General features: G+C 41.5%; 23 protein-coding genes. 2 read left to right on the top strand and 21 right to left on the bottom strand.

Annotated elements, in window-relative coordinates:
• From MUO14_RS24015 to MUO14_RS23930, 18 genes are all read right to left on the bottom strand, one after another.
• Complete coding sequence (locus MUO14_RS24015; protein ID WP_244752998.1) at nucleotides 1–774, bottom strand: hypothetical protein; 774 nt, start codon at nucleotides 772–774, stop codon at nucleotides 1–3.
• Nucleotides 775–1,014, bottom strand: coding sequence for a hypothetical protein (locus tag MUO14_RS24010; protein ID WP_244752997.1), 240 nt, complete (start codon nucleotides 1,012–1,014; stop codon nucleotides 775–777).
• Nucleotides 1,005–1,268, bottom strand: coding sequence for a DNA-entry nuclease (locus MUO14_RS24005; RefSeq protein ID WP_244752996.1), 264 nt, complete (start codon nucleotides 1,266–1,268; stop codon nucleotides 1,005–1,007). Before MUO14_RS24005 ends, MUO14_RS24010 begins: the two co-directional genes overlap by 10 nt.
• A complete protein-coding gene (locus tag MUO14_RS24000) occupies nucleotides 1,265–1,525 on the bottom strand; it encodes a hypothetical protein (RefSeq protein ID WP_244752995.1) in 261 nt (86 codons plus the stop codon). The genes MUO14_RS24005 and MUO14_RS24000 overlap by 4 nt, the downstream gene beginning before the upstream one ends.
• 80 nt (nucleotides 1,526–1,605) lie before the next feature.
• Entirely contained in the window at nucleotides 1,606–1,890 is a 285-nt protein-coding gene (locus tag MUO14_RS23995; RefSeq protein WP_244752994.1) for a hypothetical protein, read from the bottom strand.
• On the bottom strand, nucleotides 1,887–2,303 hold the full coding sequence (locus tag MUO14_RS23990) for a hypothetical protein (RefSeq protein WP_244752993.1): 417 nt from the start codon (nucleotides 2,301–2,303) through the stop codon (nucleotides 1,887–1,889). Before MUO14_RS23990 ends, MUO14_RS23995 begins: the two co-directional genes overlap by 4 nt.
• Nucleotides 2,304–2,316: 13 nt before the next feature.
• The gene (locus MUO14_RS23985) at nucleotides 2,317–4,260 is read right to left on the bottom strand and encodes a DNA polymerase (protein ID WP_244752992.1); all 1,944 of its coding nucleotides are present in this window, start codon (nucleotides 4,258–4,260) and stop codon (nucleotides 2,317–2,319) included.
• Entirely contained in the window at nucleotides 4,257–4,526 is a 270-nt protein-coding gene (locus MUO14_RS23980) for a MazG-like family protein (RefSeq protein ID WP_244752991.1), read from the bottom strand. Before MUO14_RS23980 ends, MUO14_RS23985 begins: the two co-directional genes overlap by 4 nt.
• Before the next feature lie 63 nt (nucleotides 4,527–4,589).
• The gene (locus tag MUO14_RS23975) at nucleotides 4,590–5,159 is read right to left on the bottom strand and encodes a DUF2815 family protein (protein WP_244752990.1); all 570 of its coding nucleotides are present in this window, start codon (nucleotides 5,157–5,159) and stop codon (nucleotides 4,590–4,592) included.
• 27 nt (nucleotides 5,160–5,186) lie between these two features.
• A complete protein-coding gene (locus MUO14_RS23970) occupies nucleotides 5,187–6,362 on the bottom strand; it encodes a DUF2800 domain-containing protein (protein ID WP_244752989.1) in 1,176 nt (391 codons plus the stop codon).
• Complete coding sequence (locus MUO14_RS23965; RefSeq protein WP_244752988.1) at nucleotides 6,362–6,751, bottom strand: hypothetical protein; 390 nt, start codon at nucleotides 6,749–6,751, stop codon at nucleotides 6,362–6,364. Before MUO14_RS23965 ends, MUO14_RS23970 begins: the two co-directional genes overlap by 1 nt.
• 14 nt (nucleotides 6,752–6,765) lie before the next feature.
• Nucleotides 6,766–7,161, bottom strand: coding sequence for a hypothetical protein (locus tag MUO14_RS23960; RefSeq protein ID WP_244752987.1), 396 nt, complete (start codon nucleotides 7,159–7,161; stop codon nucleotides 6,766–6,768).
• A gap of 77 nt (nucleotides 7,162–7,238) precedes the next feature.
• On the bottom strand, nucleotides 7,239–7,460 hold the full coding sequence (locus MUO14_RS23955) for a hypothetical protein (protein WP_244752986.1): 222 nt from the start codon (nucleotides 7,458–7,460) through the stop codon (nucleotides 7,239–7,241).
• A 224-nt stretch (nucleotides 7,461–7,684) separates the two neighbouring features.
• Nucleotides 7,685–7,945 carry an AbrB/MazE/SpoVT family DNA-binding domain-containing protein gene (locus MUO14_RS24500; protein WP_304654204.1) on the bottom strand — a complete coding sequence of 87 codons (261 nt, stop codon included), beginning with the start codon at nucleotides 7,943–7,945 and terminating at the stop codon, nucleotides 7,685–7,687.
• Between the two features lie 14 nt (nucleotides 7,946–7,959).
• On the bottom strand, nucleotides 7,960–8,199 hold the full coding sequence (locus tag MUO14_RS23945; RefSeq protein WP_244752985.1) for a hypothetical protein: 240 nt from the start codon (nucleotides 8,197–8,199) through the stop codon (nucleotides 7,960–7,962).
• A 21-nt stretch (nucleotides 8,200–8,220) separates the two neighbouring features.
• Nucleotides 8,221–8,442 (bottom strand): hypothetical protein, encoded by a 222-nt coding sequence (locus tag MUO14_RS23940; RefSeq protein WP_244752984.1) that lies wholly within the window; start codon nucleotides 8,440–8,442, stop codon nucleotides 8,221–8,223.
• 103 nt (nucleotides 8,443–8,545) lie between these two features.
• The gene (locus MUO14_RS23935) at nucleotides 8,546–8,818 is read right to left on the bottom strand and encodes a group-specific protein (RefSeq protein ID WP_244752983.1); all 273 of its coding nucleotides are present in this window, start codon (nucleotides 8,816–8,818) and stop codon (nucleotides 8,546–8,548) included.
• Nucleotides 8,819–8,939: 121 nt separating this feature from the next.
• Complete coding sequence (locus tag MUO14_RS23930) at nucleotides 8,940–9,143, bottom strand: helix-turn-helix transcriptional regulator (RefSeq protein WP_244752982.1); 204 nt, start codon at nucleotides 9,141–9,143, stop codon at nucleotides 8,940–8,942.
• A gap of 169 nt (nucleotides 9,144–9,312) precedes the next feature.
• On the opposite strand from MUO14_RS23930, the gene MUO14_RS23925 reads away from it, so the two are divergent.
• Together MUO14_RS23925 and MUO14_RS23920 are read left to right on the top strand one after the other, a co-directional pair.
• On the top strand, nucleotides 9,313–9,975 hold the full coding sequence (locus tag MUO14_RS23925) for a LexA family protein (RefSeq protein ID WP_244752981.1): 663 nt from the start codon (nucleotides 9,313–9,315) through the stop codon (nucleotides 9,973–9,975).
• Between the two features lie 17 nt (nucleotides 9,976–9,992).
• Nucleotides 9,993–11,126 carry a site-specific integrase gene (locus MUO14_RS23920; protein WP_244752980.1) on the top strand — a complete coding sequence of 378 codons (1,134 nt, stop codon included), beginning with the start codon at nucleotides 9,993–9,995 and terminating at the stop codon, nucleotides 11,124–11,126.
• A 119-nt stretch (nucleotides 11,127–11,245) separates the two neighbouring features.
• Here the strand turns inward: MUO14_RS23920 and glnA are convergent, their stop codons facing one another.
• From glnA to MUO14_RS23905, 3 genes are all read right to left on the bottom strand, one after another.
• Complete coding sequence (gene glnA / locus MUO14_RS23915) at nucleotides 11,246–12,577, bottom strand: type I glutamate--ammonia ligase (RefSeq protein WP_244752979.1); 1,332 nt, start codon at nucleotides 12,575–12,577, stop codon at nucleotides 11,246–11,248.
• A 20-nt stretch (nucleotides 12,578–12,597) separates the two neighbouring features.
• On the bottom strand, nucleotides 12,598–13,002 hold the full coding sequence (locus MUO14_RS23910; protein WP_244752978.1) for a MerR family transcriptional regulator: 405 nt from the start codon (nucleotides 13,000–13,002) through the stop codon (nucleotides 12,598–12,600).
• Nucleotides 13,003–13,156: 154 nt separating this feature from the next.
• On the bottom strand, nucleotides 13,157–14,377 hold the full coding sequence (locus tag MUO14_RS23905) for a methionine gamma-lyase family protein (protein ID WP_244752977.1): 1,221 nt from the start codon (nucleotides 14,375–14,377) through the stop codon (nucleotides 13,157–13,159).
• Nucleotides 14,378–14,386: the final 9 nt, after the last annotated feature.

The raw sequence follows: 14,386 nt of genomic DNA, 5'->3' as shown, positions 1-14,386 counted from the left end.
TCATCCCATTTTCACGAGCTCAAACAAGTGATAGGATCTTTGTTTACTCTCCCCTAACTGATCACTTACAACTTTAAACGATTGCTTATAATTTTCTTTTTCGTTCTCCAACCTCATATTTTCTTGTTCAAGTGACTGAATCCACTCTTTTAAATCTCCGATTTTCTCATTAAGCTCACTTACTGTTTGCTTAGGTTGCTGATCAGCTTGAAGACGATCAAGTTCTCCTTTCAAGGAAACGTGTTCAGACTTCCATCTTTCCCTTGCAGCATCCGCACGTTTGTATTCTCTCTCCCAATAATTTCTTTTCTCTTTATCCTCTTGATTATCTTCTTCCAGTTGCTTCACTTTATCTTCAAGCGCTGTCTTAGCTCCCGTTTCATCATTCAGCTTCTGCTTTAACTCTTTCATGTACTTTTCATAATCAGCGTGTGGATCCTCTTGCTCTTTCGGTTGAACAGGGGCAGCAGCTTCCTTTTCTTCCTGAGCTTTTTCCACATCTTCTTTTATGTCATCTTTCATGGTGCCTTTATTCTTGATGTATGATTTCTTGGTTTCTTGCTTCAATTTGGCTTTCATCTGTTCCAGACTCTTACCGACGAAGTCCCAACGACCTTTTAAAATACTTAGGTTAGCAGGACTAATACCCATTCGACTGGCAACATCCTTATCAAGCATCCCTATCTCCTTACACTCGATATAGAAGTTAGGAGACCGCTTCTTCCGTTGTTCCTGATCGGACTGGGGCATTTGATAGGTTTTTACATCACTCATTTAGTTATCCTCCTCAAAGTGTTTATAAAAGAAAGCATCCAGTTCATCATTTTCACGGTTTTTTATGATATGGCTTTCACCTTTATCATTTATAGCTTTTAGAACCCTTTCGAACGCATAAGGGTCATCATTGCTCCCTTTTACAACTCCCCACCGTGCTCTATACTTTTCACCTTCTGTAAAGGCTTGGTAAATTTTTTCAACATTCATATGAACAGATTCAATACATTTCAGATACATGCTTCCTTCGCCTCCATCCGATTCCAGCGCTCCATATAATAATCAAAACGCCCTTGTTTTCGAAGCATTGACACTTTACTCATCAATGTCTTTTCAGTTCTACCGAGAGCCGCAGCGATGCTCTTTGCTCCATCAGTTTCCCAAAAACGGCACATGTAGGAGATTTCATCATTAGTCATCTTCTTCCCATGGTTTGGGTGAAAGTCGGGATGGTACTTCATCCGACCGTAATCGTCGTATTGAACTTCACTCATTCTGGCTTCACTCCCACATAAGCAATGGCTTCAACTTCTTTCCTTTGATTAAGAGTGAAGCTCTTTAACCCACCTCGATGATTCTCTTTCGACCACTTCTCAATCTCATCTAAGTGAACAATCACAGATACATGATCTTCCTTTTCTGTTACTGTAAAGAAGCGCTGTTTCAAATCCTCAAAAGCTTGCAGTTGACTTTGCATATCTTCATAACGTTCCAGAGTCATTTGTACCTGTTCATTGTCTTTGTAAGGCATTCGAACTCCTCCTATTCTTTATCAATCAGTAACAAGGCCACATAGCATAGGATCCAGAAACATATAGGCGATTAGATCAGTCACGCCTTCACATCCTTCGTATTCGGATCATAGACGAACCGTTTACCGTCCACATGAATTACAGTAGGTACACCCTTTTTCGTCTTAATGATCTTGATACTGTTCTGGAGACGGATGTTTTCTTTCACCTGGTACTGGAGAGCGTCGATCAGCTCCTCCATCGTCATGCGATTCCAGTCATAATCATTTTCCGGGCAATCCTCTAAACTTTGGCCATACGTTTCGATGCCTTTGGCTTCCTGTTCATCTAACAGCACGTTTATGCGACGTTTAATTTCTCTCATAGAAGATACTCCTCCATGATCTGACCTTTAGGCATCTGTATAAGTGAGGGTAGTTTGTATAAGTGATAAAGCGTGAATGTTCCTTTTGTGCTACCTTTAGAGTAGTTGATTATCAACTGACCATCCTTTTCCTCCATGGAAATCTTGAAGCCTTTTAGCTTCTTCATTAACTGCTTAACGAGCTCGTAGTTTATAATTAACCCACTCTCAAGCTGAATTGGATTGATTGCTGACACCTTTAAGAGCTCAGCCTGTTCCAATAAACGGTCATATTCTCTTTCCACCTTAAGAGGTATCTCATCATCTTTTTTATATTGCTTTTTAATGTTCCTAGCTTCATCAAGTGCAGCTGATCGTAAAGCTTTCATTTCCTCTTTAACGTTCTGGAAAGAGCCGTTCACGACAATATCCATAATCAGATTCCCCCTAATCTTTCATGTAGTAATGAGTGACAAACCCATCAGCATTTAATGGCAAGCCCTTTGCCCATTCAATCGGTTGCCCCATAATGCCCTCTATATCCTCAAGTGCGTCCTGATTTTCTAACGTTTCAATGACTGCTTCATCATGGACGTGAAAAATAATGTCATAACCGGCATCGTCCAGACGTATCATAGAAAGAGCCAAGCAATCTCTGGCTACGGCCTGAACAATGTTCTCCACGAGCTTCCCACCGTAGGTGTCAAGTCTTGCCCACTTGCCACCGGCTTCTGTGCCCATATAGGTGATCTTGTCTTTGTTAAACCGTTCATCTTTTTCTAACTTGGGTTTGGCATAGGCCAGTTTTCGCCCAGACGGTAACCCTATGAACAACACGCCTGATTGATAGAAGAAGCTAAGACCGTGAGGCATCGTTACGGTCGTTTTGTTCTGGAGAGCTTGAATAGCGGACTTCTCCACGTCATACCAAAACTTCTTAATGTTTGGGTTCGCTTCACGCCATGAGCTCACAAGTTCAGGCAGTTCATCTTCTTCAAGCCCCATGTCTAACGCCCCCATTTGCTTCAAGGCGCCAACACTTCCTTGATAGCCGAGAGCCAATTCAGAAATCTTCCCTTTTTGCCTTAATGGATCGCCTTTCGAAATTGATTCAACGGGTACATTAAACATTTGAGCTGCTGAGGCTTCATAAATCTTTCCGTGACCATCGAACACATCCAAGCGCCACGTTTCATCCGCAAGCCAAGCAATAACACGAGCTTCAATGGCAGAGAAGTCGGACACCGTTAAGCGATAACCCTTCTTAGGAACAAACGCTGTCCGGATCAACTGAGACAGCACGTCCGGTACATCCCCGAACAACAGCTCAAGCGTTTCAAACTCACCCTGCTTCAATAGATTTCTTGCCAGATCCAGATCGTTTAAATAGTTTCGTGGAAGGTTCTGCACCTGGACAAGGCGCCCTGCCCATCGTCCAGTACGACCGGCACCGTAAAACTGCATTAACCCTCTTACTCGATGATCTTCACACATGGCCCGTTCCATAGCTTGATACTTCTTAATGGATGTCTTGGAAGACTCAAGCCGTATTTCAAGCACCCGTTTCACGTCTCCGCTAGTTTCCTCAAGCAGTTTTTCTACTGTTGCCTTTTGAAGGTTAGGAGCCTGCACACCTTGGTTTTTCAGCCACTCCCCTAGCTGGGCGGTACTGTTTGGATTATCTAAGCCTGTTAGTTCAATTGCTTCTGCCTTGAGCTTCTTTTGATACACCCTATTGATTTCAATGGCATTTTTAACAACGTCCGGGTCCACTTCGACTCCAAAATCATTGATCTTTTGATCTAACTCCCACATGCGGTGTTCCATGTCTGGAAGCTGAAACTTATCCAACTTTTCTTTTATGCCACGTTCGACCTCAACGTCCATCACGCAATAATCTTTGTACTGCTGCCATTTCTCTTCATCATGGTGAGGGAGGTTCCGTGTACGCCCTTCATTCTTCTTGTTTGGTTTACATGGCATGGAGAAGTAACGGATCAGGGCTTTACCAGCTGAATCTTTTTGAACGTCTAAGTTCATGGCCTTGGCCACCCCATCCAGATAACCGGGTAAGCCTAGATTCATAGATTTCACGGCTGTACAGCGCCATTGTGTTTCGTATTGTTTAATGTCAAAATGTTTGGAGATACAAACCCGTTCAAAGTTGGCATTAAAAGCTGTTTTCATGATCTCTCGATCTTGAAGTGCTTTGATCACAACAACGGGTAGCTTTTCGCCCTGAGCTAGATCGATGACCTCCACGGGATCGTCACCGAATGCATAAGCAAAGAGTAGAATTTCAAAATCATCAGCTTCCACGTAGCGATACACGCCTGTCTTTTTAAGGTCGGTAGAGCTATAAGTTTCAATGTCAATGGAGAGTGTGGTCATGATTGTTCACGCTCTTCTTTCACTTGTTCAGCGATTGCGGTTGCCACTGCTGCCACTTGGATCAACTCTTCATATAGATCATCCGAATCCGACTGCTTATAAGCTACGCTTCCTTGCTGCATGGCCTGAGCAACTTCGCCTACTTCCTCAGTCAATATGGTCAGCCAGAAAGGATAATCGTGCCTTTGCTTTCCCCACTTCTTTTCTTGCCTGATCCGTTCTCTCCGGATATCGTCCAACACTTCAATCGTTGCCGGGACTTTCATATATTTCCCACCCTTTCTTTGTATAGAAAAGGGGAGCTATAGCACTCCCCCTAGCCATGTCTATTAACCTAAGAAATCGTCGTCATCGTCGTCTCCATCCAGTTCGTCAGCGAAGTCATCAGTAGCATTCGGCTTACCTGCTAGGGCTTCACCATCATTTGTCTTAAGAAGGTTATTCAGTCCACAAGCGACCCCTTTATTTCCGTTAGAGTTGAACGGGAAGAAATTGACGGAAGCTTTTCCATAACACCCTGAATAAAGTTCTGCTTCATCCGTAATTTCCAGTAAACCAGCTGATCCTTTCTTCACGAGACCTGGCTTTGTTTTCGACGTAGCATTCATGAAGTAGTGACCTTGATACGCTTCATCATCCGGTCGTTCTTCATCCCCATCACGTAAAGGGGTTTTCAAAGTAGGCGGGATCTTACCACTAAACTTGGACGACTTCCCTGCTTGCTTCGCTGCTTCAATTGCCTTTTCTACACATTCAATTGTTTCTTTATCCTTTTTAGGGATAAGGATGGCCACGCTATACTTTGGATCGTTGCCCTCAATTGCATGCGGCTCGAATACGTGTGTGTAGGAAAAGCGTGCCTCGTTTGTTACAACTTTTGTTTCATTTAGTTTTGCCATGTGTGAATCTCTCCCTTTTGGTTATTTTTAGCTAAAATCTTCTACGGCTGAATCTGTTGAGTTGATCTCTGGACGCTTATCCGATTCCTTAACGAGCGTCGGTTTACCGGCCGGCTTGATGACGTATTCAGATAGATATTCTTTAAACGGCTTTTTCCCGATGGCCTTCTCCATCTTCGTAATGCCGTTTACCTTCATGTCATAAATGTCTTCCTCACTGTATCCTTCATCTTTCAAACGCTTAATCACAGCTGCTTCATCCGTGTACTTGCGGTTGCTTCGTCCTTCAACGAGCTTGTATCCCGGGAATTTCGCCCCGTGTTTCTCTGCCTGATCTAAGGCATAGTTTTGAACATCCTTTGCCCATTTTTGAAGCTCGTCCGCTTTTGGTAATATTTCACCGATCTCTTCATAAGATAGTAGTGGAGGTTCTTGAAAGTCATGTTGGGCAAGCTCTAAGTTCTTTTCTGCCCGAGCCCTGCATTGGCTCCTGGCTTTACAGAACCGGCAATGTTCACCAGCGACAAAGTTTCCCTCTCCCTCGATAGCTTCGTGTGCTTTTGGTTGGACAACCTCATCGGCCCAATCAAGTAAATCACTAGCTGCTATCTCGTCCGTAGACACACTGTCCAGCCTTGGCTGAACAATGGTCATGCGGACATTTTCAATGTCATACAACATTTCAAATTGGTTTAAGGCGCCTAATGCATATAAACGCATTTGCGTATTTCCTTCAGCACTAACAGGAACGCCTTTACCATACTTCAAATCAATAACTTCTAACGTCTGATCAGCGACTAAAACAACGTCACCTGTTCCGAACCCTTGCGGAACCCACCGACTAAAGTCGAGTCGTTCTTCTAGCAATGTAAGGACATCAGAGGAATATTGCTTTAGTTCACTGATATGTTCCAAGACGATAGTTGCGTAATTCTCCACGTAGTCGAGCATGGACTGTGAGTAATGTTCATTTTCTTTTTTCATCTTGTTTAGCCTACGTGTGAAAGTGCCTTTAGCGATTAACCCTAACTCTTTCCGAAGAAAATCCTCTGCTAGTTCATGCGCTGTCGTTCCTTCTTCAGCAAAGACACTCGTTGTATTTTCATACTGTTCTTCCAGCTGAGCGCTTGGGGTACAAGTCAACCATCGACTAGAACCGGAAGCCGAAAGAATGGCGTGATCTCTTGTAGCGTGACCACTCATTACAATTTCTCCGCAGCTTCAAGTAGTTCCGCATATTTACTTTTATCAATATCTGTGAGCTTCTTGGCTCCAAACTCTTGAATCAATGCCTTAACCTCAGCTTGCTTTCCTGCTTGAGAAATCTTGGCCAACTTGCCACGGACGATCTCTAAGGAAATGGATGGCTCACTCTTCTCTTCTTTTGGTACTTCTTCCTTCACTGGTGCAGGTTCTTCTTTTGGTTCTTTTTTGTCCTCTTCCTTTGCTTTCTCTTTCTTAGGTGATGGCTTATCTTCTGCTTTACTGCCTGGATCCACCACTTGACCTAACGTGGTCCCTTCCAGTGAAGTGGATAAAGATAGTAAGGCTTTTTCTAACCCCGGTGCTTCAATCGTCAATTTAATTTCCATGAATGATCATCCTCCTATTTTTGGTTACGGAATTTCTCAATTTCTTTTTTCTTGGCTTTGTGCTGTCTTAATCTGTAGTCCTCTTCTTCGTACTGGTACTCAAGGATTTTGGCATAGGTTAGCTTGCCATCCTCTACAAGTTTTGCGATACGAATGGGAGTGAGGCTATTGGCAGGAATGCCAAGGTCATAAGCAAGAGCTGCTTTATCAATTTGTTTAACGGATTTTTTAACAACCTCGATAATGGTTGGTTTCTCCCCGTTATAAACAAGAGTCGGACCATTTTGCTTCAGATACATAATAAGGTGAGCTTTACGACTATCGATCTTATCTGTAAGAGACTTACGTTGGTTTTTTAAGCCCAACATGTCACGGAATACGCTATTTGCTTCGGACGCGTTATTCAGCATTCAACTTCCTCCTTTAATGTGCTACAATAGTTTCAAATATGTTTCTTTAAAGGGCCGCACTGCCATGCGGTTCTTTTTTAATGGGCTTCTGCTGCATGCTGATACATTCCAATCAGCTGAGTGTTTAACGGCAACCCCAACTGAACGTAACAACCTGTACAGCAGAACATGTCCGTTTTAATGTCATAAGTGCCTTCATCCATACGTACATATTCAACAGGTGACATTTCATGGACTGTAGCTTGTTGCACGTATTCGGAAAGCTCGTGCGGTTGTTTTTGACAGCCTATACATTTCATTCGTTTTCACCTCTTTCTGATGTGGGAACACATCGTCGTAGGCAGGAAACCCTGAGCAGAGAGGTTTTGGATGAAACGAGCCTCCTACCCACGACGACAGGTTCACCACGCCTGCCGTAGATAATAACTAACAACTTCTACCATCCTTGCCCAAAACATGAACAACATGATATTATAATTGTGAGTTTGTCAGTAGCTATCTGGTGTGGAGACCAGGTAGCTTTTTATTTGCCCACATAAGCGATCACATCTTGCAGCATGTCTTTGACTGTTGGATCTTTTTCAGTTTCCAATAAAGTGTGTAAATCTTTGAGCACTTCCTGCTTTTCTTCACTAGGCTTGTACTTACGAAGAATGATCTTTTCATCATCCATAAAGATCTCCAGCGGTTCCCTTTCACTTATATCTAAAGTGCGTCTCAATTCAATTGGGATAACAATCCTTCCTAAATCGTCCAAATTTCTAACAATGCCTGTACTTTTCATTGGTTCGTCCCCCTTTAAAATATTTGATAATGCTTAGCGTCTTTCGCCCATTCAAGGCCTTCTTTAGTGTTAAGCCACTTTTCAGCTTTATTGAAGGAATTAGCGCGTTTAATAACGCCCTTTTCCTTTAACTCATCACAAGATAGATATTTAACCCCTAAACGTTCACCCGCTACACCTATTAAACGAGCTTCCATGATTGAAAACTTTCCAAGTGATGCACCTGCTACAATCGAAACTTCAACTACTTTCATTTACATCTTCCTTTCATAGTTTTATAGATTACGTTCAAGTGAAACCGTCTTGTATAACTGCATGACATGTGGATGCTTCTTTATGAATTCATTTCTTTTATTGATGCCGTACATAGGGATCTGATACATCACTTCCAGATCTGTCATAAGTAAAGCTAATCGGTTATCTTTACCTAGCCCATCTTGCATGGACATGATATCTTTTAGCCGTCTTGTAAATTCCTTCATTTCACCGAATGTCATTTCCTTTTACCTCCTTATAAGCTTGTAATTGTCCATCTTAGAAACTCGAGAGCTGCGAACCCCAGTACATAATAAGTAATGTCACTTTCACGAATCTTTTCGATCAAGAAACCTCCCTCCTTTCCTCTAACCACATGAGTAAGAAATCTTTAGTCTCTTTGGCTGGGTAATACCATTTGCCACCTAGTTTGACTTTTGGGAATCTTTCGTCGAAAAAGAATGTATCTTGAATCGTTCCCCAGCTCATACATGTACGCCTTTTTAACTCATTTGAATCCCAGTAGACCATCTCTGCATCAAAATTCTTGATGGTCTCCTCGATCTTCTGGACTAACATCGCTTTCGCTTGCTGCTCGTTGATCTGGATGTCTAACATCTAACCCACCCCCGTTCTTCACTATTAGTTCCTGAAGCAACTCGTCATCTTCTTTCGACCAATGCCATCGTGTGTTGCGATAATCTCTCAATGTGTCATCTCCCTTTTGGCACTATTAGTGTCATTGGTGAGCAAAAAAAAGTTCCTCAACTGAAACACCATAATAATTGGCGATATTTAATTTAATCTCGTCCCTTGGAATTCTTTCACCATTTTCATACATACGTAGAGTAGAAAGGGCAATACCTAAATGGTACGCTACTTCTTGCCTTGGTGTTTCTCCACGAAGTTTCTGAAGTCCTTGACCGATTTTTTTCTTATCCAACGTGTTCCCTCCTTTTTCTTGGCACGTTTTGTGTCAATTTGTAATTCAACTATAAACCTAGTTAAAAACAATGTCAACATTTTTTGCACAAAATGTGCCACAAATGGCACGAAACGTGCTATAATATTTTCATACATATATCAGAAGGTTTTAGAGAGGATTGAATGATATGAAATTACACGAAAAAATAAAAAGTCTTAGAAAAACTAACAGTAAAAGATCTCAACAAGAAGTAGCAGATTTATTAGGTGTATCAAGAAGTGCTTATAATATGTGGGAACGCGGAGATAGAAAACCTTCAATACCAGTGTTACAAGATATGGCCGCTTTATATGATATAGATGTTATGGAGTTTTTGCATATTATTATGGAGGAATCAAAGAACGCTGAAATGACTGAAACAGAAGTACCTAAGTCTAATGGTGAGACACCCCCTACCAGTTTAAGGGTTCCAGTATTAGGTTCGATTGCTGCCGGAAAGCCGGTTTTTGCTGAAGAGAACATAGAGACTTATATTGACTTACCTAACTTATGGGAATATAAAAGTCCACACGAACTTTTTGTTTTAAATGTAAAAGGGGATTCCATGATAGGCGCCCGAATTCACGAGGGAGATAGGGTAGTAGTTAAACTGACACCACAAGTGGAAAATGGAGACATCGCAATCGTTAATGTGAATGGACATGAAGCGACCTTGAAAAGGGTCAAGATAACCGATGGTGGTCAACATATTTTGTTACCTGAGAATTCTGCTTATGATCCAATCATTATAAATGACGAAGACGCTAGGATAGTTGGTAAAGTTTTGCATGTAATGTTTGATCCTAAATAAGGGAGGAGTGAATTTTTATGGCTACTTTTCGGAAACGAGGTAACAAATGGGAGTATAGGATATCGTACAAAGACCCTTTCACCGCTAAACATAGGGTTAAATCAAAATCAGGATTTCAAGGGAAGAAAGAAGCTCAACTAGCAGCCCGCGAAATGGAAAGACAATTAGAAGAAGGGTTTGAACAAACGACTCTACCTCTTAAACATTATCTACATGAATGGTTACACGAGTATAAAGAAGGCACTATCAGAAAGAACACATACAACTTGCACCAGGCGAATATTAAAAATCACATTCTTCCTTATTTCAAAGATATCCAAATTGATCAGATCAAACCGATGATGTACCAGAAATTCATCAATCACCTATTTGATCAAGAGTATAGCAGGCGCACAATTGAAATTGTTCATAATACTATGTTTAATTCACTTCAAAAAGCCGTCACGATTCACAAATTACAAAAGAACCCGTGCGAAGGTGTTACACTCAAAGGCGATAAAAAGAAAAAGGATGTACAGTTTATTGATAGTGGAGATATTCCATCCTTTTTACAAGAAGCTTATAAGTATGGATATATTTATTGGTTATTTTTCAAAGTACTCATCGAGACAGGAATGCGTAAGGGAGAAGCCGCTGCCCTTCAGTGGACTGATATTAATCTAAAAGATAAAACTATCAGCATTTCTAAAACTCTTGATTTTCAAGCAAAATCTAAAGAAGAGCTCTTAGGTGATCCGAAAACGTATAGTTCTACAAGGGTAATCACTATAAGTCAATCGCTAACAAACGATCTTCACTTTCATATGAAACAACAAAACCAGGACAAACTAACTTTAAATGACCTGTATCATCACGATCTAAATCTAGTCTTATGTCGTAAAGATGGCAACTACATGCCAAAATCCAGTCTCTTCAATTCTTTCTCAAGAATATTGAAACGAACAGAAATACCACCTCTCCCCATTCACTCATTGAGACACACTCATGCTGTCTTATTGCTTGAAGCCGGAGCGGATATGAAATATGTTCAAGAACGTTTGGGGCACGGTAGCATTCAAATTACTTCAGACGTGTACGCACACATCAGTAAAAAGATAGAAAAAGATACTATGGATAAATTCGAATCCTATACAAAAGGGATATTCGAATAATTTTTTTGATTATTTTTTTGGTCATGTTTTGGTCGGTAGAAAATATCATTTGAATGGCAACCTTATGACCAAAACATTAAAAACCCCTTAACATCAGTCATGTCAAGGGGTTACATACATTAATAAGTTTGCAGGTACTGCTCGCGCTCCCAAGGATGTACTTGTGTACGGAACATATCCCACTCTATTTCTTTTGCTTCAATAAAGTGTTCAAACAAGTGTTCTCCAAGCGCTTTAACCATGACTTCATCAGATTGCAGCTCAAGAAGTGCATCTGAAAGTGTTGCAGGCAGATCCTTAACGCCGTGGGCTTCACGCTCTCTTTTGTCCATTACATAGATGTTACGATCAACTGGTGCTGGTGCCTCAAGCTTGTTCTCAACACCATCAAGACCAGCAGCAAGGAGTACTGCCATTGCCATATACGGGTTTGCAGCCGGGTCAACACTGCGAACTTCAATACGTGTGCTTAAACCGCGAGATGTTGGAACACGAACGAGTGGACTGCGGTTTTGACCTGACCAAGCAACATAACAAGGTGCTTCGTAACCAGGTACTAGACGCTTATAGGAATTGATAGTCGGGTTGGTTACGGCTGTGAAGTTAGTTGCATGCTTTATAATTCCGGCTGTAAATTGATAAGCGACATCAGATAACTGCTCTTTTCCATTTTCATCAAAAAAGGCATTGCCATCCTCAGTGAATAGTGACATGTTGGCATGCATACCAGATCCGTTCACACCAAACAATGGTTTAGGCATAAAGGTCGCATGTAATCCATGCTGGCGTGCAATCGTCTTAACCGCTAGTTTAAATGTTTGAATATCATCACAATGCTTCACTGCATCAGAATACTTGAAATCGATCTCATGTTGTCCTGGAGCCACTTCATGGTGAGAAGCTTCGATTTCAAAGCCCATCTCTTCAAGCTCAAGCACAATATCACGTCGGCAATTTTCACCTAAGTCTGTTGGTGCTAAATCAAAATAGCCGCCTTTATCATTAAGTTCCATCGTTGGTTCGCCATTTACATCCAGCTTGAAAAGGAAAAATTCAGGCTCTGTTCCGATATTAAAGGCGGAGAAACCTAGTTCTTCCATTTTCTTTAGATTACGCTTAAGATTGTAACGTGGACATCCTTCAAATGGTGTCATATCAGGGTTATAGATATCACAAATGAAGCGTGCTACCTTCCCTTTTTCAGATGACCAAGGGAAGACAACAAATGTATCAAGGTCTGGTACTAAGTACATGTCTGATTCTTCGATACGAACAAATCCTTCGATGGATGAACCATCAAACATCATCATTCCATCAAGAGCTTTATCTACTTGACTTACTGGAATTTCAACATTTTTAATCGTCCCCAGCATATCCGTAAATTGCAAACGGACAAACTTTACGTTTTCTTCATCAATCTTCTTGAAAATTTCTTCTCTCGTTAATCCCATTTGTCTCCTCCTATGCTACTTTAGTGGAAGAATCGTGATAATTCTCCCTGTCTTATACTTGCCTTCCCTTGTCTTCCCGCGGTGAATAGTTCTTGCTGTAACATACGGCGAAGCTCTTTATCAGTAAGCTCATTATGAACTTCTTCCATTTGATCTTCGCTGTATGGCTCGTTCTCCGGCTGATGGGTAAGCGTAAGCACCTGTTTAATCCCAGCCATATTTACGCCTTTTTCAATAAGCGCTTTAATCTCTAGCAAACGATCGACATCATTAAAGGAAAAAAGTCGTTGATTGCCATTTGATCTAACTGGATTAACTAACTGATGCTTTTCGTAATACCTGATTTGCCGGGCTGAAAGATCAGTCAAGGATTGTACAATCCCCATCGGGAACAACGGCATCGAACGACGAACTTCATCACTCATCGATTTGCCACCCCCAAAAGAAATTCTAATTACATTATACGACAGTCATTATAGATGTCAAGAGATGTTAAGTAAGTTAACATGGAAATTCACAGAAAAAACTGAAGAATGAATGTTCTTCAGTTACTACGTGTTATCACTTAGATAATCCTTTTTACTTTAATTGTTGTACTGCTCGAGAGACAGCGATTTTAACGTGGGCATACGTGAGGCCGCCTTGGACAAAGGCTGTATAAGGAGGGCGCAATGGGCCATCTGCCGTCAATTCTAAACTTGCCCCCTGAATAAAAGTTCCCGCAGCCATAATGACATCACTATCGTAACCAGGCATCGGGCTTGGATGTGGCTTCACATGGGAGTTGATCGGCGATGCAGCTTGGATAGCTTGGCAAAAACGAATCATCTGCTCACTTGTGTCAAAATTTACGGATTGAATCAAATCCGTTCGTTTAGCTTGATAGCTTGGCGTCGTTTTAAAACCGTGTGAATCCAGCAATTTTGCAGTGAAAACAGCTCCCTTCAATGCTTCCCCGACAACATTTGGGGCTAGAAAAATACCTTGGTACATCTCCTGTAAAGTATTCAAACTGGCTCCGGTTTCTTTTCCTAATCCCGGAGCAGTTAAGCGATTGCCACAAAGCCTAATCAAATCTCGTCTACCCGCGATATACCCGCCTATCCTTGCAATCCCGCCGCCAGGATTCTTAATCAGCGATCCAGCAATTAGATCCGCTCCAACTTCAGTCGGTTCATTCTCTTCAACGAATTCGCCGTAGCAGTTATCAACAAAAATAATAACATCTTCTTTTATCGACCTGACAAAAGCGATCATCCGTCCTATTTCTTCAATCGAAAAAGAAGGACGATCCGCATAGCCTTTGGATCGTTGGATAGCGACTATTTTCGTTCGTTTTGAAATAGCCTTCTCTACTTTAGATTGATCAATTTCTTGATTGTTTTTTAAAGAAATCGCTTGATAAGTCACACCAAAGTCCGTTAACGAACCTTTATCCTCTCCACCTTGTTTCCCAATAACTTCTTCAAGGGTATCATAGGGCTCGCCGGTCATGTATACCAGCTCATCCCCTGGACGCAAGACACCAAAGAGCGCCGTCGTAATGGCGTGAGTTCCAGAAATTAGCTGAGGCCTGACTAAAGCGTCTTCCGCTTTGAAAATTTCAGCATATAGCTCTTCTAGAGTGTCTCTCCCAAAGTCATCATATCCATAACCTGTGGTAGGGTTAAAATGTGAGTCTGACACTTTAAGCTTTTGAAAAGCATCTAGTACTTTCCGCTGGTTTTTCTCTACTAAGGCTTGTACATTTTCATGCTGTGGGCGAATTTGTTCTTCAACAGCTAACACTAGATCATTCATCTTCCTCTT

The sequence above is a fragment of the Halobacillus shinanisalinarum genome (genome assembly GCF_022919835.1).
In the GTDB taxonomy this organism is placed as follows: Bacteria; Bacillota; Bacilli; order Bacillales; family Halobacillaceae; genus Halobacillus_A; species Halobacillus_A shinanisalinarum.
The sequence above is the reverse complement of the archived record's forward strand: the minus strand, read 5'-3'. Positions and strand labels throughout refer to the sequence as shown.